This is a genomic window from Rhodococcus sp. NPDC056516, assembly GCF_042794655.1.
Classification (GTDB): domain Bacteria; phylum Actinomycetota; class Actinomycetes; order Mycobacteriales; family Mycobacteriaceae; genus Rhodococcus_F.
The window spans coordinates 199,674-221,362 of sequence record NZ_JBHTTG010000010.1 but is presented as its reverse complement, the minus strand read 5'-3'; the positions used below and the strand labels follow the sequence as shown (position 1 = coordinate 221,362).

Annotated in this window: 20 protein-coding genes; 6 read left to right on the top strand and 14 right to left on the bottom strand. The window is 61.0% G+C overall.

The genetic code is table 11. The annotated features are described in order from the left end of the window. The first annotated feature begins 107 nt into the window (after window positions 1-107). Window positions 108-1,133: a LacI family DNA-binding transcriptional regulator gene (locus ACFQ6Y_RS28440; protein WP_378639989.1), complete on the top strand. Its 1,026-nt coding sequence runs from the start codon at window positions 108-110 to the stop codon at window positions 1,131-1,133. 98 nt (window positions 1,134-1,231) lie between these two features. Here ACFQ6Y_RS28440 and ACFQ6Y_RS28435 read toward each other — a convergent pair whose 3' ends face one another. Together ACFQ6Y_RS28435 and ACFQ6Y_RS28430 are read right to left on the bottom strand one after the other, a co-directional pair. After that, on the bottom strand, window positions 1,232-1,702 hold the full coding sequence (locus ACFQ6Y_RS28435) for a hypothetical protein (RefSeq protein WP_378639987.1): 471 nt from the start codon (window positions 1,700-1,702) through the stop codon (window positions 1,232-1,234). A 113-nt stretch (window positions 1,703-1,815) separates the two neighbouring features. Further along, window positions 1,816-2,442, bottom strand: coding sequence for a class I SAM-dependent methyltransferase (locus ACFQ6Y_RS28430; protein WP_378639986.1), 627 nt, complete (start codon window positions 2,440-2,442; stop codon window positions 1,816-1,818). A gap of 104 nt (window positions 2,443-2,546) precedes the next feature. Here ACFQ6Y_RS28430 and ACFQ6Y_RS28425 point away from each other — a divergent pair, with 104 nt between their 5' ends. Further along, window positions 2,547-2,795: a DUF3253 domain-containing protein gene (locus ACFQ6Y_RS28425; RefSeq protein ID WP_378541482.1), complete on the top strand. Its 249-nt coding sequence runs from the start codon at window positions 2,547-2,549 to the stop codon at window positions 2,793-2,795. 44 nt (window positions 2,796-2,839) lie between these two features. Here ACFQ6Y_RS28425 and ACFQ6Y_RS28420 read toward each other — a convergent pair whose 3' ends face one another. The 7 genes from ACFQ6Y_RS28420 to ACFQ6Y_RS28390 form a co-directional block, all read right to left on the bottom strand. Further along, on the bottom strand, window positions 2,840-3,706 hold the full coding sequence (locus ACFQ6Y_RS28420) for an NmrA family NAD(P)-binding protein (RefSeq protein ID WP_378639984.1): 867 nt from the start codon (window positions 3,704-3,706) through the stop codon (window positions 2,840-2,842). Between the two features lie 56 nt (window positions 3,707-3,762). Beyond that, window positions 3,763-4,146: a hypothetical protein gene (locus ACFQ6Y_RS28415; RefSeq protein WP_378639983.1), complete on the bottom strand. Its 384-nt coding sequence runs from the start codon at window positions 4,144-4,146 to the stop codon at window positions 3,763-3,765. 237 nt (window positions 4,147-4,383) lie between these two features. Next, complete coding sequence (locus tag ACFQ6Y_RS28410; protein ID WP_378639981.1) at window positions 4,384-4,902, bottom strand: MarR family winged helix-turn-helix transcriptional regulator; 519 nt, start codon at window positions 4,900-4,902, stop codon at window positions 4,384-4,386. Between the two features lie 20 nt (window positions 4,903-4,922). After that, complete coding sequence (locus ACFQ6Y_RS28405) at window positions 4,923-6,401, bottom strand: amidase (RefSeq protein ID WP_378640059.1); 1,479 nt, start codon at window positions 6,399-6,401, stop codon at window positions 4,923-4,925. Between the two features lie 81 nt (window positions 6,402-6,482). Beyond that, the gene (locus ACFQ6Y_RS28400) at window positions 6,483-7,712 is read right to left on the bottom strand and encodes a CaiB/BaiF CoA transferase family protein (RefSeq protein WP_378639979.1); all 1,230 of its coding nucleotides are present in this window, start codon (window positions 7,710-7,712) and stop codon (window positions 6,483-6,485) included. Window positions 7,713-7,775: 63 nt separating this feature from the next. Further along, the gene (locus ACFQ6Y_RS28395) at window positions 7,776-9,149 is read right to left on the bottom strand and encodes an MFS transporter (protein WP_378639977.1); all 1,374 of its coding nucleotides are present in this window, start codon (window positions 9,147-9,149) and stop codon (window positions 7,776-7,778) included. Then, window positions 9,146-10,378, bottom strand: coding sequence for a M20 family metallopeptidase (locus ACFQ6Y_RS28390; RefSeq protein ID WP_378639975.1), 1,233 nt, complete (start codon window positions 10,376-10,378; stop codon window positions 9,146-9,148). The genes ACFQ6Y_RS28395 and ACFQ6Y_RS28390 overlap by 4 nt, the downstream gene beginning before the upstream one ends. 165 nt (window positions 10,379-10,543) lie before the next feature. Here ACFQ6Y_RS28390 and ACFQ6Y_RS28385 point away from each other — a divergent pair, with 165 nt between their 5' ends. Continuing rightward, window positions 10,544-11,611: an Lrp/AsnC family transcriptional regulator gene (locus tag ACFQ6Y_RS28385; protein WP_378639973.1), complete on the top strand. Its 1,068-nt coding sequence runs from the start codon at window positions 10,544-10,546 to the stop codon at window positions 11,609-11,611. A 44-nt stretch (window positions 11,612-11,655) separates the two neighbouring features. Here the strand turns inward: ACFQ6Y_RS28385 and ACFQ6Y_RS28380 are convergent, their stop codons facing one another. Then, a complete protein-coding gene (locus tag ACFQ6Y_RS28380; protein ID WP_378639971.1) occupies window positions 11,656-12,288 on the bottom strand; it encodes a TetR/AcrR family transcriptional regulator in 633 nt (210 codons plus the stop codon). Window positions 12,289-12,483: 195 nt separating this feature from the next. Here ACFQ6Y_RS28380 and ACFQ6Y_RS28375 point away from each other — a divergent pair, with 195 nt between their 5' ends. Next, window positions 12,484-13,896 (top strand): pyridoxal phosphate-dependent decarboxylase family protein, encoded by a 1,413-nt coding sequence (locus ACFQ6Y_RS28375; RefSeq protein WP_378639969.1) that lies wholly within the window; start codon window positions 12,484-12,486, stop codon window positions 13,894-13,896. A 235-nt stretch (window positions 13,897-14,131) separates the two neighbouring features. On the opposite strand, the gene ACFQ6Y_RS28370 is transcribed toward ACFQ6Y_RS28375, so the two are convergent. Then, a complete protein-coding gene (locus tag ACFQ6Y_RS28370; RefSeq protein ID WP_378639967.1) occupies window positions 14,132-15,574 on the bottom strand; it encodes an amidase in 1,443 nt (480 codons plus the stop codon). A gap of 47 nt (window positions 15,575-15,621) precedes the next feature. Next, window positions 15,622-16,839 (bottom strand): MFS transporter, encoded by a 1,218-nt coding sequence (locus ACFQ6Y_RS28365; RefSeq protein WP_378639965.1) that lies wholly within the window; start codon window positions 16,837-16,839, stop codon window positions 15,622-15,624. Window positions 16,840-16,959: 120 nt separating this feature from the next. Between ACFQ6Y_RS28365 and ACFQ6Y_RS28360 the strand changes: the two genes are divergently transcribed. After that, window positions 16,960-17,859, top strand: a complete 900-nt coding sequence (locus ACFQ6Y_RS28360) for a LysR family transcriptional regulator (RefSeq protein WP_378639963.1) — start codon at window positions 16,960-16,962, stop codon at window positions 17,857-17,859. A 68-nt stretch (window positions 17,860-17,927) separates the two neighbouring features. Next, window positions 17,928-18,443 (top strand): hypothetical protein, encoded by a 516-nt coding sequence (locus tag ACFQ6Y_RS28355; RefSeq protein ID WP_378639961.1) that lies wholly within the window; start codon window positions 17,928-17,930, stop codon window positions 18,441-18,443. Between the two features lie 67 nt (window positions 18,444-18,510). On the opposite strand, the gene ACFQ6Y_RS28350 is transcribed toward ACFQ6Y_RS28355, so the two are convergent. Together ACFQ6Y_RS28350 and ACFQ6Y_RS28345 are read right to left on the bottom strand one after the other, a co-directional pair. After that, entirely contained in the window at window positions 18,511-19,371 is an 861-nt protein-coding gene (locus ACFQ6Y_RS28350) for an alpha/beta hydrolase family protein (RefSeq protein WP_378639958.1), read from the bottom strand. Window positions 19,372-20,221: 850 nt separating this feature from the next. After that, window positions 20,222-21,625, bottom strand: coding sequence for a DUF1254 domain-containing protein (locus tag ACFQ6Y_RS28345; RefSeq protein ID WP_378639956.1), 1,404 nt, complete (start codon window positions 21,623-21,625; stop codon window positions 20,222-20,224). Window positions 21,626-21,689: the final 64 nt, after the last annotated feature.

Genomic DNA, 21,689 nt, shown 5'->3' with positions numbered 1-21,689 from the left:
TCACAATCATGGTGATTCAATCTCTTTTCCCATGAGCGATTATGGGCTGCGGTGATGGCTGGGCAGATGATGAGGCTGGGCAGATGATGAGGCAGAGGAGGATTGCAGTGGATGCTAAACGTCCGACCGTCGCCGATGTGGCGCGACGTGCAGGTACATCGACGGCGGTGGTGAGCTACGTACTCAACGACGGCCCTCGCCAAGTTTCAGATGTCCTGCGCGCCCGCGTTTCTCAGGCCATGGCCGAGTTGAACTATCGGCCTGACCGACGCGCGCAGGCATTGCGCAAACAGCGGCGGTGGCGACAGATCGGTTTGCTGGTACCCGATCTGACGATGCCGTTGTTCGGGGAGTTCGTCGGCACCATCGAAAGGGCGGCACGCGCCCGTGACCACCTCACCATTGTCGCCAACACCGGCTACGACCCCGTGCGAGAAGCGGAATTTGTGTCCGCATTCGTCGAGGCAGGTATCGACGGACTCATCGTGGTAGGCGCTTCCAACGCAACAGAAACCGCGGCGATGTGCGCGCAAGCTCGAATTCCGGTGGTCTGGATGCACAATGTTCGCGGTGACGTTGACGCGCCCATCGTCGGAGTCGACCACGTACAAGCCGGGGAGATCGCGACCCGTCATCTCGTCGAAATGCACGGCTGTCGCAACATCGCCTTCGTCGGCGGGTTCACCGAGGCTGACGTGAACCACGGTGACCGCGAAACTGTCGAGCAACGCTATCGAGGTGCAATTGCCGTGGACGAAACCGAAATCATGCACATTCACACAGACCTCACCGCCGACGGAGCCTACGACGCAACACGACAGTTCCTGGACACGTGCACTGCGCCCCCAGCCGGCATCATTGTCGGCACCTACGGCCAAACCTCTGCAACAACACGAGCCGTAGTCGACCACGGATTGCGGATCCCCGAGGACGTCAAGATCGTGGCATTCGACGGAAGCCAGGCGAAGTACGGACAGTTCGACATGACCAGCGCCCAACAGCCGGTTGAGAGCATCACCCAACATGCTCTCGAAAGATTGTTGACTGCCAAAGCCGTCTCGCCTGAGACGACCGGAGCACACTCAGCACCCTGGGAACCATTCCTACATGTCGGCAACACCTGCGGTTGCTGACTGCGTGCACACCGACCGGTCGCACAGCAGAATTCGCCACTATTTTGGTGCCCACCGCCATCCGGAAGCCGGAGCCGCCGACTGCCGAATTGGTAATTTCAGCCCTCTCCCGCCTGCTTTTTCGCTCCGCCGTTGCGAGCTTCGATGGCCTCGATGGACTTCGTGAACGACTTACCCAGCACCTGTGTGCCGAAGAGCCCGAGTACCGATGCCAGGAGCTTTCCCTTGAGATTCTTGCCATCGCGGACCACGACGGCGTCGACATCGGTCAGCCCCGTCGGTTGCTGCGTAAGTGTGTAGGTGTGGCTCGACGCCCCGCCCCACAAGTTGGAGTCGGTGGTTGTCATCACGACGCGATGAGGGTCGGTCCAGTCGTAGTGCAGGCGTTCCCAAATACCGCTGGAGCCCTCCGTGACATCCGCTTCGTGGGGCCCTTGTTGGTGCACTTTCAGGTAGCTGTCCGCGCTGCGGCCGAAGATTTCCTCGCGGCCCGGCCCGAAGTCGGTCAGGCCGGCGAGGACCTGTTCGGGCGTCGCGGTGGTTGTCTGGTGAAGATGAATCGTGGTCATGGCGCCTTCCTTCAACTGTGGATAATCCGGTGCTGAAAACAGGGGAGTGACTCATCCAGCACACCACTCACACGAAATGAATGAAAGAGGACCGCTCGCTCTGGCTCGATCCCCTATTCGCCGCTGCGCCGCCTGGCAGTGATTGCGCCATGCGGCCGATAACCACTCCCCGTCCGGGTATGGGTTTCGATCACATCGAAACCCGCTGTGACCAGTATCTGGGCAAGTTCGGTGACCGGCCATCGATAACCAGTCGTCGCGGCGTGATCAAAAGGCTCCACGGTTGCGCCTTCGAAGAAGCCCACCAGCAACCCACCGCCGGGGCGGATCACCCGCGCGAATTCAGCGAGCGGTGCCTCGATATCTTGCGGGTGGTGGTGAATAAGCGAGTACCAGGACAGCACGCCGCCCAGTGAACTTGTTTTCGCGTCCAATGCTTCAAAGCCCCCGACCTCGAAGGAAAGATCTGGGTATTGGGTGCGGGCTCGTTCAACGAACTCGGGCACGAGATCGACCCCGCTCACAGCCAGACCGCTCTGGGCCAAAAAGTCTGTCCACTGCCCCGGCCCGCACCCGGCATCGAGCACGGGGCCGGTCAGAGCAGCAGCCCAACTGGTCACCAGGGCCCGATCGGATGCGTGCGTCGAATCCATGGAACCGAAGAGATCTGTGTACTCCTGGGATCGGGCCGAATATGACTCTCGGACTACATCACGGCGTATTGCACTCGAATTCTCCACGCCGTCAATAGTTATCGATGTGCACCTTTCCTTCACTACAACTCGCCGGATCGAAGGTTCATTCGCTGTTGACTGCGAGCGGTCACGACCGGAAGGTGTTTCATATGGTGGAAGAAAAGGATCTGTCGGCGAAGATCCGGGAACTACTCAGCACGCGATCAGCCGAGTCGAGCATCTGCCCCTCAGACGTGGCTCGCGCGACGGCACCCGACAATTGGCGTCCGCTGATGGAACCCGTCCGAGAGGCTGCCCGCCGAATGGTCGCTGACGGCGAAGTCCAGATCACCCAGGGCGGCGAAGTCGTCGACCTTGAATCGGCACGAGGTCCGATAAGGATTCGCTGGGCTCGTTGACCAACCGAGTGACTTCTGCCGGGTACTGCTCTCGCAGCGTCACGTCAGCGGAAACGGTCAAGATGCTCACGTAGGAACGCATCGAGGCTGCGGGGCTCGCGCCCCAGGACACGGACCACCGTGTCGGTGGGTGCTTCGGGGCGCGAGATGGCAAGGTGCTGGATCTCCAGAATGTGCTCGGCGAGCCATGGAGGCATGTGGGCGTGATCGACGAGGTTTTGTCGCAGTTCGTCCGGTTGCAGGTCTATGTAGCGGACGGGGCGACCAAGCATGCTGGCCAGAGAATCGGCGATTCCGCCGTAGCCGACTGCCTCACTGCCTGTCAGGACATAGGTGCCGCCGGCGAGGTCGGCGCGTGTGAGCACGGCGGCTGCAACGTCACCGATGTCTCGGCAGTCGATCCAATTGCACGGTGCGTCCTTCATCGCACCCAGAATGACCCCCTGCGCCGCAACCGCCGGAGCCAAGAGCAACAGATTCTGCATGAACGCATAGGGGCGGAGCAGAGTGTGGCGGAGCCCAGAGGCACGCAGGTGTTCTCCGACGGCATGGTGGCCGCGGGAGAGAGTGATAGGCGAGTCGGCTGCGGCAGCGGGATCGGAGATCTTGACGATGTGTTCGATGCCGCTCTCGGCTGCTATGTCGATGACGCGCGTTTCGAGCTCCACCTGTTCCGGGCCGTTGGCCATGGCGAGGAAAAGCTGTTCGGCCCCTTTGAAAGCCGTGCGTAGCGAAGTGAGGTCCGCGGCATCGGCCGGCACCACTTCGACCAAACCGTCGGCCAAGTCGCCGAGCTTGGCGCGCAGCCCGTCCGGGTCGCGTGACAGCGCTCTGCTCGGCACACCCGAGGAGGCAAGACTGCGTAGCAACGCGCCGCCTGTGGTTCCGGACGCTCCCATGATGACGATCATCGTGTTCCTTTCGGTTGTTCCCCGGAAAACCGGGATCTTTTGATATGTGTTGCCTGTCAAGGTTTCTGACGGCGCCATCGCCAGCTCACGATGACGGCAGCGACGGCGGCAGATATCGGCAGATCGAACTGCAGGCGAGCAAGCCAAGCGGTGTCGACCACGCTCGTGTGATCTGGTAGCCAACGGGAGGCGAACCACCCGACAAGTCCGGCGATTACAGCCGCTCCGACGGCAAGAATTGCTGCCACCAAGATGCGAGGCAGGGCCGTGGTCCACGGTCGCGACCTTGCGCGGCGCTGCAGCCAGGAACCGATCAGCAACGCCACCACTGCCGAGGTGCCCGCAATGGACGTAAATGCCGCCAGCGTCAGACCCGCCTGCCCAGACGCGACTCCGCCGGCCCCCGCCATCAGTGCGGGGGCCAGGTAGGCGACCAGCACCTCGCGCCACAATGTGAAGGGTCGTGCGGCGCGACGGTCGGCAACTGAGGCTCTTCGTTTGGAATTAGTTTTCTCCCTTTTGTTTTCGCGCGAGGTCGGTGGGGTGAGACCGGACATGAAGGAGACCAACTTTCCGATTATGATTAGGTGGCTAACTATTTGGGTATGGAAAGAGAAGCCTCTGTCGAAATTGACGGCGATTCGGATCGTTACACGAACATCTGGGACCCAGGTCGACTACTCCGCAGTCAGCGCACCGATACCGCGAACGACCCGCGAGAGCAGATCCAGAAACACCGCACGCTCGTCGACGGTGAGCTCATCGACCATTTCCTCGAGACGAGCAAAGTGCTCAGGCGCCATGTCACGCAAACGCTGAGCACCGCGAGCAGTCAGGACGACCACGGCACCGCGCCCATCCTCCACGGAGGGCCGCCGAGCGACCAATCCCTCCTGTTCGAGCCCGTCGACCAGGCCGGTGACCGTGGCCCGCGATACGCCGAGATCAGCCGCCAGACGCGAGGGGGACTTCTCTCCGTCGTGGTCTTCCAGATCCGCAAGAAGTCGGTATCGACCGGTCGACAGGCCATACCTCGCAAAGTGAACCTCGGTCGCTCGGCCGAGCCGCGCACCCGCCGAGATCAGCCGCACCGCAACAAGTACCGCCTGCGGGTCGGCCCCGAGGCCGTAATGCTCCAACTGCCGCCGCGCCTGATCCAACGTAGGTGAGTCGTCATCGGTTCCGTCCGCTGCCATGCAACTAATATGGCACCTAACTACATTCTGGTCAACCCTCCACCAGAGCTGGTGTCAACGCTGCCGAAACCGTGCGCAAGTTGCAACAGGTCAAGATCAGCATGACTGCGAGCCAGAACCTGTATACCCATTGGCAACCCGTCAGAATTGAAGCCCGCAGGCAGGCTGATAGCCGGCACGCCCAGAAGCGTTGCGATTGTCGCAACCTCCATCCACCGATGGTACGACGACATGGCCCTGCCGTTGATCGATGTGGGCCAGTCCATTTCGATGTCGAACGGAAACACCTGAGCACTCGGTAGCACGATGAAATCGTAGGTATCGAAGAGAGTCAGGAACGCGCTGTACATCGCGGTTCGTTTCACCGAAGCCTCGTAAACGTCCAGCGCCCCGATGGGCGGACGCCCATCCGTTCCATTGACCAGACCCTCCACCTCGTATCGAGCTTCGGGTTTGAGCGCCGCGCGCGTGACCGGATTGCAGTAGAGGGGGTACAGCTGAGAGCCGGCGAGCCAGTGCCGGAACGTCAGCCACAGCGGCCAGAGATCCTCACTTCCGTTGAACCCGAACGCTTTCGGCAGATCATGTTGTGAATCCATCTCGATTCCAAGCGCTTCGAAGACCTGCAGCGATGATTCACAGATCTCGAGCACCTCCGACTCCATAGGTAGGTACCCGCCGAGGTCACCCATCCACACTGCCCTTGCGCTGGAGAAATCTCGCTCCAACGTCGACGCCCAGCTGCCGTCCGAATCGATGGACAACGGAGTGCGCGGATCGTATCCCGACATCGTTCGTAACAACATCGAGAGATCTGTGGCGGTGCGCGCCATCGGTCCGGGAACCCCCGCCTGTTGCACGAACACATCCGGCCCCTTCGCCGGTACGCGGCCGAAGGATGGACGAAGCCCGAGAATGTTGTTCCAAGCGGCGGGATTTCGAAGTGATCCCATGAAATCACTGCCGTCCGCTACCGGAACCATGTGGAGAGCCACTGCGACGGCAGCACCACCGCTACTTCCGCCCGCCGATCGACTCGGGTCGTAGGCGTTGCCGGTTGCACCGAAGATCTCGTTGTAGGTGTGTGAGCCCAGACCGAATTCCGGAACATTGGTCTTGCCGATGAAGATCGCTCCCGCGTCCCGTATGCGAGCAACGTGAATCGAATCACTTTGCGCTGCAGGGATGTCGAACTCATCTCGAAAGAACCCCCGTGTTGTCTTGAGTCCTGCCACATCGGCAGTGTCCTTGACCGCATGAGGGAACCCGTGCATCCATCCCATATCGTGGCCATCGGCCAGGAGCTTGTCGCGCTCTTGTGCCTCCTGCACCAATTCCTGTCGTGGGCGAAAACTGACAATCGCGTTGACCGAAGGGTTCACGGACTCGATCTGGTCGAGATATGCATTCATCACCTCCTCGCATGACACTTGCCGATCATGAATTGCCGCCGACAAATCGGATGCGTCGAGACGAACAATCTCGTTTTCAACAGGCAATGCGGACTGTGAAGACTTCAAGTGATGCTCCTCGAGTCGGTGCTGATCAGTAGTTCAGGGAACGAATCCCACGAGTCAGGATCAAACGCGAGATCGATCAACTCGTGTGCCGTCAGACGGTTCATTGCCCTGCTCTCCTAGCCATTTCATGATTTCTTCGCCATCCGCACCGAGCACCGGAGGCGGTCGGTGTTCGGTTCGGGTGACCTCACTTCCGTCAGGATCGAAGAAACGCAACGGGGGTCCCGGGATGGTCAGTCTCCCGAGCGTTCGATGATCGACGTCGACGAGGAGCCCCTGCGAGCGGGTCTGTTCCCACTCGTAGACCTCACGCAGGTTTCGGACCCTTCCCGCCGGAACGCCGGTGGCCTCCAGCTTCGTCAACAGTTCTTCGGTCCCGTAGGCCCCGAATACCGCTTCGACCAATTCGTTGACCTTCTTACGGTTCTCGACCCGTTCCGGGTTTGTCGCCATACCGTGCGTATCCGGGTCGATCCAGAATCCGTCGCAGAAACGTTTCCACAGACCTTCACTGCCGACTGCGATCTGCACGGCACCGTCTGCCGTCGGAAATAGCCCGTACGGACAGATCGACGGATGATGATTGCCCTGAGCTTCACCGATCTCCCCTGCGACGGTCCATCTCGTCCCCTGAAAGGCGTGCACACCGACAACACTCGCCAGCAGGGAGGTTCGGACAACTTGTCCCCTGCCCGTCACCTCCCTCTCGCGAAGTGCTGCAAGAATTCCGAACGCTCCGTGCACTCCCGCAAGGAGATCGGCAATAGGAACGCCGACACGTTGTGGGTCATCGGGTGACGAACCGGTCAGAGACATCAATCCGGCTTCACCTTGGGCGATCTGGTCGTATCCGGCGCGACCGCCCTCAGGACCGTCGTGGCCGAATCCGCTGATCGACAGCACGACCAGACCGGGATTGATCTCCGCCAACCTTTCCATCGGGAACCCCAGGCGGTCCATCACGCCGGTGCGAAAATTCTCGATCAGAACGTCGGCGCTTGCGATCATGGCGGTGAGAGTCCGACAACCGTTCTCGGACTTCAGATCCAGGGAGATTGATTCCTTGTTTCGGTTTGCCGACAGGAAGTACGTCGATTCACGTTCGCCCTGGGCGGGGTCGACAAAAGGTGGACCCCACCCACGTGTGTCGTCTCCGCCGTCAGGTGTTTCGACCTTGACGACCCTCGCTCCAAGATCCCCGAGCATCATGGCCGCATGCGGACCGGCCAGTGCCCTGCTCAGATCCACGACGACGGTTCCCGCCAGTGGTCCTTCATAATTCGGTGTCATTACTGCTTCTGCCGGCACTGCCAATCCTCTCGGGCCTCGGGGTACCTACTCCGTATCTGGGGGCTAAACACTGGAAGGGGAGAGGGATTCGGCAACTTCTCCAGCAGCAGTGAGGTCCTTTCCTTTCGACTCAGGCAGGAAGAAGATGACGGTGGCGACCGAGATTGCCATCAGAACGATGGCGTACCAGTTGAAGACACCGGGGATTCCCTTGTCTGCGAAGAAAGCCTGAAGATACGGCGTCGTGCCACCGAAAATTGCGACGGCAAGGGAAGTCGGCAATCCGATTCCCACCGCACGCATGCGAGTCGGGAACATCTCGGAGAACACAGCAGGACCGATGGATACGGTGCCGGCCATGAATACCAGGGCAATTGCCATTGCCACGAACAACTGCCACGCCTGTCCCCGAATGATGGAGGTGAGCGGAAACAGCAAGGTGATCATCATGATCCCCGAGAAGATCAAGACCGGGCGCCGGCCGATGCGATCCGAGACGGTTCCCCACACAGGCAACATGATGATGAAGACGACGTTGGCCGCGGCTCCCGCCCACATTGCTCCCGAAGGATCCACGCCGTGAACACTGATGGCATACGCAGGAGTTGCCACGGCCCACACGTAATAGTTGACTGTCGATCCAACCGTCATCGCGGCGACTCGCACCAGTAGGCGACGATGTTCACGGATCTGCGACCACAGTGAGGGCTTGGACTGCTGCGATTCCGACTTCTGCGATTTGGCAGATGATTCGAAGATCTCTGTTTCCTGCAATCGTGATCGCAAGTACAGCGCGAACAGCCCGAAGACTCCGCCGAGCACAAACGGAATTCGCCAACCATAACTGCTCATTTGGGCGTCAGTGAGGATTCCCGAGAGGACCGCCGCCAGAACTGCGCCGCAAATGATGCCGATGGTTCCGGAGAAGTAGATCAAGCTGGCCCACAATCCCCGCTTCTCTCGCGGCGCCATCTCCGAGATATAGGTATTGGCCGAGGGCAACTCTCCGCCATGAGCCAGACCCTGGATCATTCGACATGTCACCAATACGACGGCAGCCCAAGCCCCGATCGTCTCGTGCGTTGGGGTCAGTCCGATGATCAGACTCCCCACTGCGGCGAGCCCGACTGCGACGGTCATCGAGAACTGTCGACCACGACGATCCGCGATCAAACCGAAGAGCACTCCGCCGAAGGGCCGTGCGACGAATCCGACAGCGAAAACTCCAAAAGTCCTCAGCAGGTCGGACATCGGGCTTCCGCTGGCAAAGAATTGTGGCGCGAAGAACACCGCAAAAAGAGCGTAGATGTTCCAGTCGAACCACTCCATCGCGTTGCCCGTGCCGATTCCGAACAGAACCTTGAGGTTCTTCTTCCGCGATGAGGGCGGTGTGATCTCTGACGAGGGCGGTGAGGTTTCTTTGTGGTGATCGCTCATCGTGCACCTCCAGCGGGAACGGCCAGCTTCTCAGCGTCCAACTTTTCGACGGCCAGTGCCGAATAGACCGCGGCCGCATCCCCGAGCACACCTTCGAAGAACTGTGCACGCGGCGAATGGTTTGTCGGAGCAGCGACCGGATCACAGCCCGGCATTGCAGCTCCGAGCCCGATGAACGCCCCCGGCACTCTGTCCAGGACATAGGAGAAGTCTTCGGAACTACTTGTCGGCCTTTGCGATTCCAGGTAGTGCTCCTCACCGAGCAATTCGCGGATCACGCTCTCACTGAACGCAACTTCCTCCGCATTGTTGACGGTCAAGGGGAACTGGGCACGGAAGTCGATGTCCACCTCTACGCCGTGCGCGGCGGCAATGCCCTCTAGTCCACGGCGAATCACTGCGCCAAGTTGTTCCTCGTTCTCGGCCGACCAGTGACGGACGGTGGCACCGAAATGTGCGGAATCGGGAATCACGTTGTTTGCCGTGCCCGCATCCACGACACCCACGGTGATGACAACCGGATCGAATGCGTCGAAATCCCGTGTCACGATGACCTGCAGCGATGTGATCATCTGTGCCGCAGCCGTGATCGGGTCCTTCGCGCGGTGCGGCGACGAACCGTGACCGCCCGCCCCCCGCACCGTCACGTCGAGCGCGTGCGACGCCGACATGATCGGCCCCGGCCTACTCACGAATAGTCCGGCCGGGATCCCGTTGGCCATGACGTGCAATCCGTACGCGTAGTCGGCACGGTTCCCTGATGCATCCAGCACGCCCTCGTCGATCATGTTCTTAGCGCCACCCCAGCCCTCTTCACCGGGTTGGAACATGAACACGACGTCGCCGGCCAATTGATCGCGGTGATGGGAGAGCAGCCTCGCCGCGCCCACCAATGCAGTCGTGTGCAAGTCGTGTCCACACGCATGCATGGCTCCGTTCGTGGAGGCAAAGTCCACCCCGGTGCGCTCGTCGACCGGCAGCGCGTCCATGTCGGCTCGCAGCAGCACCGTCTTCGTATCGCCTGAATCCCTTTTTGCTCCTCGCAGAACGGCTGTAACCGAGGTACTCGAGGTTCCGGTGGAGATCTCGAGTGGGAGTCCCTGCAGCGCTTCGAGCACCCGTTCCTGGGTTCGTGGCAGTTCGAGACCGATCTCCGGCTCACGGTGCAACTTATGCCGCAGCGCGGCGAGGTCGCCCTGCATCTCGTCTGCGTCATCTTTCAGGTTCACAGAATTTGGCCTTTCATTGGCAGGGGAAGACTCACGAAGTTCCGGAGACAGGCGCAGGTGCGATCTGCAGTTCTTGCAGCCCGGCGCGATGTGTCGTAGGTAACGATCTAGATAGCTATGATGAAGCTTCCCTTAGGAGTGATCGAGAATTCGCAGGAATTTCGCATGAGTGATGAATCAGTGAAGGAATTCGACATGCTCGACGCGGCGGACCAGGCAATGGTTCACGCATTGCAGATCAACCCGAGGGCGAGTTGGGCGCAGATCGGGAAAGCTCTCGAGCTCGACCCGGTGACGCTGTCCCGTCGATGGATCCGTCTGGTCGACCGCGGTGCAGCGTGGATAGGGTGCAATCCTGGCCCGATTCTGGCCACGTCCGGTCTGGGCAATCTTGCCTTCGTGGAAATCGACTGTGTCAACGGCAGCGTGCAAGCCGTGGCGCACGCGCTCAGCGAGCAGCGGATGGTGACCGGCATCGAACACGTGACGGGCGCGCGAGACCTGCTGATCACGGTGATGGTGACGGATTTGAGCGTCCTGTCGCAGTGGGTCACCGAGGAGTTGGGTGCCATTGCCGGCGTCGTATCGAGCCGCATCCAGCTCGCCGGGACGATCTACACCGGCGGTAGTCGGTGGCGGTTGCGTGCGCTGAGTTCGAGTCAGGCAGATGCACTGGCCGCAACGCGCATCACGGTAGATCACCACGGCGCATTTCGGCCGACAGACATGGACCGACGCATCATGGTTGCGCTGTCGGTGGACGGACGCGCGTCGTACACCGAATTGGCCGAGGAATGTGGCGCCAGCGTCGACACAATTCGACGACGTGCGCGGCGCCTCTTCGCCGCTGGAATGGCGCGACCCCGCTGCGAGGTGGCGCGCCCTCTCTCCGGAAGCCAAGTAACCGTCATCCTCTGGGCCCAGGTTTCACCGTCTCAGATCGGCCATGCTGCACTGACGATCTCGGCTATGCCCGAGGTCCGTCGATGCACAGGGGTCACTGGTCGCGACAACTTGCTGATTGTCGCGTGGGCGCGGTCCGTGGACGACGCGCAACGGCTCGAAGGTCGGTTGTGCGAAGCACTCCCCGGGCTCTCGATCGCAGATCGCGCGATCTCGCTGTGGACGATGAAACTCAACGGTCACCTACTGGACGAGCGTGGGTACCGCGTGGGAGCGGTACCGATCAGCCCCGGTGAACCGGCCCGTCGCAGTGTGGAACCTTCCGCCTGACGCTGATTGCCGCTTTCTTCGAAATTACTTGAAAAGCAGGACGATCAACTCTTTGGGACGCCGGACAAACCGAGCGCAGTCGGCAGTATGTGATCGACCAGCATGTCGACCATGCGTTCAGCTTCGTCGGGATCGAGGAGGGTCGCGAATCGGACGGTCGAACCCGCGATGTGATTGCAGGTGAAGACAAGCTGATCGACGTCGTACTGCATGGACTCCGGCACGACACCCCGGATCACGTCAGCGATGAGAGCACTGGTGTGACGTGTGTTCTCCACATCGATCCGAGCGAGGTCGGGGTTTGCGACGGCTGCCGACCACACCGCCGCGTACGTGGTGTCGTCGCGGAAGATCCGCCAGTAGCCGCGGACCACGGAACTGATGACTTCACGAGCGTCTTGCACTGTCCCGGCGGGAGCGATCGATTCGATGAGCCGGGCACGCACCAGGCCTTCGTATCGCTCGAGCAGCGTCTGCACGATGGCCGTCTTTCCCGGAAAGTACCGGTAGATCGACGGGAGCCGAAGGTCTGCTGCAGATGCCAGTTCACTCATGGTCATGGCATCGATGCCGTCGCGCGCGATGAGCTCTGCCGCACAGTCCAAGATGGCCTCGACGCGCGCCTTGCTGCGCTGCTGTTCCGGAAGTCGACGTGAGGGAACGGCCTCGGTCGTCATCGTGCAGTCTCCGTCATGGATACGAGAATATACGGCCTTCACCGCTTGACATGACAGAGTGTCACGTTCACCATATGTGAAAGGTTCTCACGTATCGGTTCGATCGTTCGCCGGTGCGCTGACGATCCTCTTCGATTAGTTCGGCCTGACATCGCCGACGACCCAATCAAGTTGACACACAAGAGGAGTCAAGACGTGTTGGAAAACGGTGTGCCGATCGACCAGGTACTGGCGGAGCTTGCCGAACGGCATCGAATGGATGATCCGTATGCAGATCGCCCGGGCATGGTCAACATGTACAACACTGGTCTCGACACCGTCGAAAAGGTCGCAACGGACGCCTTCGGAATGTACATCCATGTGAATCCCCTTTACTCGTCGACGTTTCCGAGCGTCTATGCGCTGGAGAAGGAGTTGGTCCGCGCCGCGAACGACATGCTGCACGCGCCCCACGACGCCACCGGCAGCTGGACGATGGGTGGCAGCGAAAGCATCATGATGGCCACGAAGGCCGCCCGAGACGGGGCGAAGCACATCACGCGACCGAATATTGTGCTTCCGATCTCGGCCCATGCGGCATGGTGGAAGGCGGCGCACTACCTCGGCGTCGAAGCTCGAACCACGACGGTGGATCCGGAGACGTACAAGGCCGACATCGCTGCAATCAAAGCGGCCATCGACGAGAACACGATCTTCGTGGTTCTGTCGGCCCCTCAGTACGGCCAGGGCGTGATCGATCCGATCGAAGAGATCGGTGAGTTCTGTCTCCAACAGGGGATCCGCCTGAACGTCGATGCCTGCATCGGCGGTTGGGTCCTTCCGTTCGCCGAACGCCAAGGATGCGAAATTCCGCTGTGGGACTTCAGAGTTCCCGGCGTCAGCTCGATCACCGTCGACCTCCAGAAGTACGGGTACACGAACAAGGGATGCTCGCTCGTTCTGTATCGCAGTCGCGAACTGCGTCTTCCACAGTTCTTCGCGCACGCGAATTGGACTGGCTACCCGATCGTCAACTCCACGGTGATGAGTTCGAAACCAGGCGGGTTGCTCGCCGCAGCATGGTCGATCGTCAAACACATCGGAGACGACGGCTACATGCATCTCGTCGAGGAGGGTCTGCGGATTCGCCGGGAACTGGAGGCGGGGGTCGCCGCGATACCGGGGCTGCGAATCATGGGGAAGCCTGAATCCACACTCGCTGCAATCACAACCGATCCAGACGCGGACAAGAGCGTCGACTTTTTCCTCTGGATCGACGAACTCGCGAAGCGGAACTGGACCATGCAGCCACAGTTGACGCAGCCAGGCGTTCCTCCGAGCATCCATTTCACTATCGCGAAACAGCACGGTAGTTACATGGCCGAGTTCATCGAGGTCATGCGAGAGGCCTTGGACGCAGCGCGCCTTCGTGATCCCTTGATTCCGGCGGAGCGCCTCGCTGAGATTCACACCCTTCCTGCGAACACGAGCTTCGCCGACATCGTGCCCATCGTGATGGACAGCTTCGAGGACGGGAAGCCGTCGACGAAGACTCACCTCGTGCTCGACGCCCTGCCGATGCCGCTGCGAGAGATGGCGATGCTCGCGTACTTCGACGCACTCACGTAACTCGGCGATCAGTTTCGATCGATGAAACAACAACTCGCCGAACAGTAAAGGCTGATCGCTCCGAAGAAGTCATACAGCGACTTCAAAGACCTCCAGTTCACTCGAAAGAGATCCTTGGCGGATTCGGACAGGCCTGGTGAGAACGAGCCCGACCATCGATTCACGTCAACGGGTCTCCGACGACGGTCGCCATGTCCGAGAACCCGATCTATCGCCGAGAGCTGGGTCGAGATTCTCACGCGAAGGCATGACAGTCCGGATGATTGCCGGGATAGGGCAGGACCTTCTCGAGAGCGAGACCAATCGCGAAGGCCGTGCGGTCGTCGTACGGCCGCGCGACGATCTGTGTGCCCGTTGGAATTCCGTTCCGAGCGAAACCGGTGGGGATTGTCAGCACCGGGCAGCTGCTCAGGATGTTGAATGTGATGGCCGGTACGGCCTCGAGGTAGAACTCCAATTCGGTTCCAGCCAATTCGATTCCGTGCCCGACGTAGTCGTCACCGGCAAGAAAGCCGTCCGTCGCCACTGCCGGAGTGATCAATGCGTCATAGGTGTCGAACAAGGATCCGATCGATGAATACAGTTCGGCTTCGATCGCGAGTCCGTCCAGGAAAGTCGCGTCGCCACGGGTGCGGCGTGCCCATCGCGCGAATTCCTTCGCGTACTCCGTGACCTTGTCGGGGTGCGCGGATGCCTCGGCGGCGATCGAGGCACCGAACACGTGGTCGTAGTGAATGGCGGCAGCACGCATGACGGCGGTGCGGGACAGGTCGACTTCGACGATCTCGGCGCGTGCGCCCAGAGCAGTGAGGGTATCCACCAAATTGGCGGTGTTGGCGGCGACGTCCGAATCGACCGGCCAGTCACCTAATGCGGGTATCACCGCGATACGCATTCCCGCGCATGAATGCGTTGCAGGGTCGGGCAGTTGCGATGCCTGCACGTGCGAGGCAATGTCAGTGGAGGTCGGTCCCGCGATGACGGACTGCATTGTGAGGCAATCGCTTACGGTGCGGGCCATCGGGCCGCAGTGACAGTAGCGATCGAGGTTGAAGGGCGGGTCGACCGGGACACGGCCGTGTGGCGGCTTGAACCCGACGACTCCGTTGAACGACGACGGAGTCCGGATCGATCCCGCAACGTCGGAACCGCTGGCCAAGTGCGTCATACCGGCGGCAAGTGCGACTGCTGATCCGCCGGAAGACCCGCCGGCGGAGTAGTTCATGTTCCACGGATTGCGAGTTACTCCCCACAGTTCGGACTGTGTGAACGCGGCCGAGGAGAATTCCGGGGCTGTCGATCGCGCATGAACGATCGCACCGGCGTCGATGATTCGCTGCACGAAAGTCGAAGTGTGGGTGGCAATCACGTCTTCATAGACCTTGGAACCCTGAGTCCACGGTTGTCCTTGAATCGGTTCGTCCTCTTTCACGACAACGGGAACGCCGGCGAGCGGAAGCCCCGCATCCGAGCCCCGGGCGTAGTGGCGTTCCGCTGACTTGGCTTGTGCTCGTGCAGCATCGAAGAAAGTGTGCCCCACCGCATTCAAGGTTGGGTTGTGTGTCTCGATTCGTTCGATAGTGGATTCGAGCACTTCCACCGGCGACAGCGATTTGTCGCGGTAGCGCCGGAGCATCTCGGCCACGTCCATGAAGGTTGAATCGGGTGTCTCGCGCATATCTGTTGTCCTGCCTGTCCGAAAGTTTTGCGTGGTCGACTAGGTTGTCAGTTCATGTCCGCTACGACGGGTTTGCGGACCGTCGCGAGAAAGACTGCGAGAGCAGCGATTCCAGCTGCAATCCAGAAGACCGACTGGGAACCGGCGTAGTCGTGAATGCGTCCGCCGGCGAACGCGCCGAGGGCGATGCTTGCATTGAAGACTGAGACCCAGAGTGCGGAAGCAGCCTCTCGGTGGGCGGGAGCTGCATGCGCGATCCATGTCTGGGTACTCACGGACACACCACCGTAGAAGAGGCCCCAAGCCGCCATGAGCAAAGCGGCGGCGATCAAGGTAGCAGCCGAGACCGGAAACAGGGCGAGTGTCAACGCTATTCCCACGCTGAGGATGACGACCACCATCTTCGGGGACTTGGCGGCGGACGGCCCGGCGATGAAGTTGCCGACGACACCGAATGCACCGTAGATCAGGAGCATCGTGCTGACCTGCGAAGCGTTCAACCCTGCGAAGAACTCCAGCCCCGGACGCACATAGGTGTAGGCCGCGAAATGAGCGGTGATGAGGAGAGCGGTAATCGCGATTCCGACCCGGACTCCCGGGTTCCGAAAAGCCTCCACGAGACTGCCGAGCGACAGGGCTTGATCAGCAGGCATCGTGGGCAGGACAGCGAACATGGCGAGCGCGATCAGCGTCGCGGCGCAGCTGAGAGCCCAGAATGCCACGCTCCACCCGGCCGCTGCCCCGATGTACGTCCCGGCCGGAACACCGAGAACTGAGGCAACAGCAATTCCGCTGAAGATGATCGTGGTCGCCAACCCGACAGATCTGGTCTCCACCAACTTAGGAGCCAGGCTTGCGGCGAGTGCCCAAACTCCGCCCATGCTCACTCCCAGCAGGACGCGAGCCGCAGCGAGGACAGCGAAGCTGGGCGCAAGGGCCGTGAGGGCGTTCGCCGCTGCGACCAACAGCATCAAGACGACGAGCGTCGACCGACGATCGAAGCGGCGGGTCACGACGGGCACTAACGGCGCGGTGGCCGCTGCCACCAATCCGGTGATGGCCAGCGAGAGCCCGATGGTCCCTTCGCTCTCCACCAGGCTGGCACCGATAGGGGTAAGAAGTCCGACGGGCATCATCTCCGCCGCAACAACGATGAATGTGGACGCTGCGATCAGGGCGACGGCAGCCCAGTGGTTCTCGACGCCGTGTGCGCGGGTGGAGGAACTGGGCGCAGCGCTGTTCTGTGCGGATGCAGAGTGGGGCATGTAACCAGAGAAGCCCTCGCAGGTCACCGGATCAACGGCGAATCGCTCATCCAACCATTAGCTCAATTCATCGATGAGCCATGATGGAGTGGTCGAATGAGTCCAGGATCGGGGTGAAGCATGTCGGAGCCTCCGATGCGTGAGATCGAGTGCTTCCTCGTTCTCGCTGAAGAACTGCACTTCGGTCGCACCGGAGAACGGCTGTTCATCTCCCAGAGTCGGGTCAGTCAACTGATCAGCGCATTGGAACGTCGTATCGGCACAAGCCTCGTAGCGCGGACCAGTCGCCGCGTGCAGCTGACTGAATTCGGCACCGAATTTCTCGAGTCGTTGGCTCCCGCCCACAGAGCACTCGTCGGAGTTATCGAGGACGCTCAAACGAAGGCGCGCAACATACCGACACCGCTTCGGGTGGGTTTCCAAGGAGCAATTTACGATTCGATCGCGACGGCCGTCTCTCGTTTCGAGAAACAGCATCCGCAAACATGCGTGACCATCAAGGAACTACCGCTGGGTGATCCGTTCAGTGACGTACTCGCCGGGCGAATCGATGCGGCGGTGGCCCTTCTCCCCGTGGAAGAACCCGAGCTGACAACCGGGCTCGTCTTTTCTCGACAGGCCCAGATGCTGGCCGTCTCAGTCCATCACCCGTTCAGCGAACTGGACGTGATCGACGCCGAGCAGTTAGCGCAGATATGCCTGGTGCCCATCACCGGACCCGCCCCTGGCTATTGGCAGCGCGTGAATTCCCCGAACACGACGCCGAGCGGAGCCAAGGTTCCCACGCAGGGTGGCGCGAGCACCGTTCAGGAAGGCCTGTCTCAGGTTGCATTCGGTCAAGTCGGCCTCATCCTGTGCGCCGCGACGGCCGCCTACAGTCAGCGCTCGGACATCAGATTCGTACCGATCAATGGATTACCCGAATCCGCCTTGGGTCTCGTGTGGCGTACCGATCTCGAATGCCCCCGCCTTCGCCATTTCGCGAAGGCCATCGAGGAAGCACACAAAAGCCCTGCCTGACGGCGATCAATCCAGTCGCGGAAGGACTCCGGGACACTGGTGCACATCGTGTGTGGAATGATCGCGCCATGTCCGCCATCACCGACTACTTCACGGCACCCTCGGATGAGCACGCCGCTGCTGCGCTCGAAGGACTCGTCGACCTGGATCCGGCAGTGATCGAGGCCAACGAAGCCCTCCATCGAACCTCTCCGGACGTCGCCACCCGCCCGCGGATTCAGTTGGCCGCGAGCGGGACTCCCATTCTGCAGGCGAAGGGCGTCGATCCGGTCGTCTCGCTCGGCCGGCTCGAGGCCTCTCTCACCGGTCGCCCCTACGACGAGGTTGCAAAAGGCCCACGCCGCGGGACGCTCGTCGCAATGAGCGAGGACGGCGACACCCTTGTGCTCGCTGTTTCCGACGAATTGCGTGATGCACTAGCCGAATTGAACGCTGATGGCGTCGCAGCTGCGGCGGCTGCCTGGGCGATCGATGAGACGAGTGAACCGTCGGAGGAATCGGTGCCGTTCCTGACTGCCTTCGCTGAACTGGCTGCCAGAACTGTGGCTCAGGGTGAACGAATGTACGGCTACGTCGTCATCTGATGTTCAGATCCCCGCCGACCCCGCCGAAGCGGCTGTTCATCTCCGAATAACTCGACGAGGCTGACCGTCAGCCTGGGATCTTACGGGCCAGATCGTTGCGGTCGATGTCCGAGAACTGCTGGGTGTCAGTGCAGTATCCGCAGCTCGCTCCGAAGAACTCGGTGCGGGCGTTCGGATCGTCGAGTAGCCAGTATCGCAGCCACGCCGTGCTCGGTCCGCGCATATCGCCGCCGGTGATCGCCGTACCGAAGTGCGTGGCGCCGCGCAGTTCCAGATACTCGGCGGGCACGTGGTCGGCGTCCTCGTACATCGCCCGCACGATCGCCGGCCACACGATTGCGTCGGCCTGACCAGCGAGATAGAGAACTGGCTCGTCGATGAGGTCGACATCGTTGAGCGGGCCTGGCTGGATCGCGACGGCGGTGTCGACGCGGTCGTCGATCGCGGCATTGATCGCTGCAGACCCGCCTTGCGAGTGCCCCACCGCACCAATGTGTTCCAGGTCCACTTTGCCGAAGAAGACGCTCGACGGGGTGGCCGCTTTGTCGGCGATGAGGTCGATTCCCGACCGCATGGTGATGGCGAAGTTGCTTGCCGGGGTATTGGCGGCGACCACGATGAATCCGTGGCTCGCGTAGTGGCGCAACAAGGAGGTGTATGCACCGGGGAGCACGCCGGTTCCGTTCCCCCAGATCACAACCGGGTGCTTCTCGCCGCGTGCGCCGAGCTGACGGGGGTAGTACAGAGTGTGCACCAGCCCGATCGAGACACTCGGTGTGTACGGCCCTGCACTCGCCCAGTCGTGCCCGACGCTCGGAATGCCGGGCGTATCGGCGGCCGCCGTTCCGGTCGCGCCCGTGAGTCCGAGTGTCGCGCACAGCGCAACCGTCGCTGCAGCATTCACGAACATTTTCAGAGATTTTCGCATGAAGGACAACCTTTCGAAGTTGCGGCAAATCCTCGGAGCAGATACATCGCGGCAGTTCATGAAATGTCCGCGAACCAGGGCCGGACGCCCCCGTAACGGGTTGCGGTGCAGAGGGTTCGATCACGAAACGCTCGGGGACACCTCCTGCGATCGACGGGCGGAACCCACGTGGTCGAATTGTCGACTCGGGAGTGACGCGTATTACATATTCACTGGAAGGCGAGACGCCGGCTTTGTTCGAGAAAACCGACAATCCGAGAAGTGTTGTGCCTGTGAACAAAATCATCGCACTCGGCTCCCGTCGGCGGACGCGAATACCCACAGCCCAAGGTCGAGATCACCTCAGCCTAGGGCTCGGATTGCTCGGCGCACTGCCGTAGGAAATGTTCGACGATCTGGGTGTTCTGACCTTCCCTTGCTACGACTGCGATCTTGCGTGGTGGCAGTTCGAATATCTCACCCCCAGTGCAACCGCGGCGGATGCGCGCTCAGCAGTGGCGAGTTCGAGGGTGACAGTGCCGATCCCTTCGAACGCGAAGTCCGCGAAGGCATCGCGGTACTGTGACCTCATCACGAATGCATAGTCGATCGTGCAACCGGCAGCCCTCACTCGTCAGGGAACAACGATGAGTCCCCAGCCCTCATGGCTCGCTGCCCGATCCGCCGAACTGCGCATCCATTCGGGATGAGTTTCGGTTGACGGTTTCACGGGGTCGCCCAAGCAGGCTGTGACTCTCCGATTGTTTGGCACGTTCTTTGCCGAACTTGGCACGGGGTAACCGTCAGACGAGTTGAGGCGCCGCTACACAGTTGATCACTGACACCGAGTGGTGAGGGCGGTCCTGAATTGCTATTGCGCCTTCGTATTGGTGATGTCGCCTGGTGTCCATTGGCGATCGAAGAACGCCTGCGTCGGACCGTAAAGGCGCAGAGCAGCGAACCACCCGCGCCCCGGCACCGTTTTGATCCAGTTCTTACCGTCCGTGGGTGCTTCGGGCCCGAAATGCAAATCAGCAGAACCATCTGCATTCAGTGTGAGATTCTGGTTCGAGGCGATCGAGGGCGATCCCGCATCGTTGTCGATCAGACAACGGGTTACGGTGTCGTAGAGAACCAGCGACCAGTAATTCACGACCGGCACGTCTGCCGGGATGTGCAGGCTGTACACGTTCTCGCCCATCGGCCGGTCTCCTGCAGCATCGAAGAACGCGCCTGCGTATTGCGCGCCTTTGCCTGGCATCGCCAGGAACATTGCGTCTGACGTGGAGAACGCCGAGTAGAAGAAGGTCAGACGCTCGTCAAAGTCCTGATACGTGGCCGCGTTGAATTCGGGATCGGCAGTGACGTGAGGGCCGGGAATCATGTTGCTGGTCCAACGTCGCTCCGGCCATACCCGCAGATGATCACTCGGGTTGAACGAGACAGTCGCACCGTACTTTTCGCCAACTGACGCGGCCGCGTCGAGAATCGTCGACACAGTCGGATCGGGCGCGAACTGCCTCCCCGCTACGACGCCGACGGTAGCGGCAAGTCCACGCATCGTGAAGTCTTCCCGATCGGCCGGTTCGTAATCGAGGATCTCCGCAAGCATCGTGTAGTAGGAGTGGTCGGCAGGTGGAAGCATGTCGATGGCAACACCGACGGCGTCGACACGGTTCATCGGTGGCGGCGAGGCGAGCCCCGAGAGCGGATAGATGCTGGTGGCGTTGATCTGCGCCAGCCCCGCATCTGGATCTTCGGGGGTGAAGAATCCTCGCAGAAAAACCAGCACTCGGAAGGTGCGGGAGTGGCATACGAAGTAGCCGTCAGGAAGCGGATCGGCGTGTCCCGGCGGCACGATCAAGTATTTTCCACCCGCACCCTGATCGGGGCCCGCAAGTCCGATGTCGGTGACCGGACGCTGCCACGCGTCATCGACCAACCCTTGCAGATGCGGTGCTGCTTCGATCACCGTCGGACCGTCTTGCTTCAAATCCAGCCACGCGAAGGCGTAACTGACATCCGGATTCGACGTCACCGCCAACGCCTCCGCGCCGATTCGCCTCCAACTAGTCAGCGTCGTGCAGCCGAAACCGAATCTCGACCCGCACGCCAGACGCATCGACTCCAACGCCACCGCAGGTAGCGCCCACTCGTAGAGCTGCACTCCGCGTTGGAAGATCATCTCTTCACGAAGTGCCGTGGCTGCCTCTGCCGTTGGATAACCGCCCTCGAGGGGCGCGTTCGCCAAGTTCGTCCAACGTGAATTACCCATCGACTCAACTCCCGTCAACGCGAATCCGACACATCGTCAACACGCAGCTTTGCCTGGACACGGT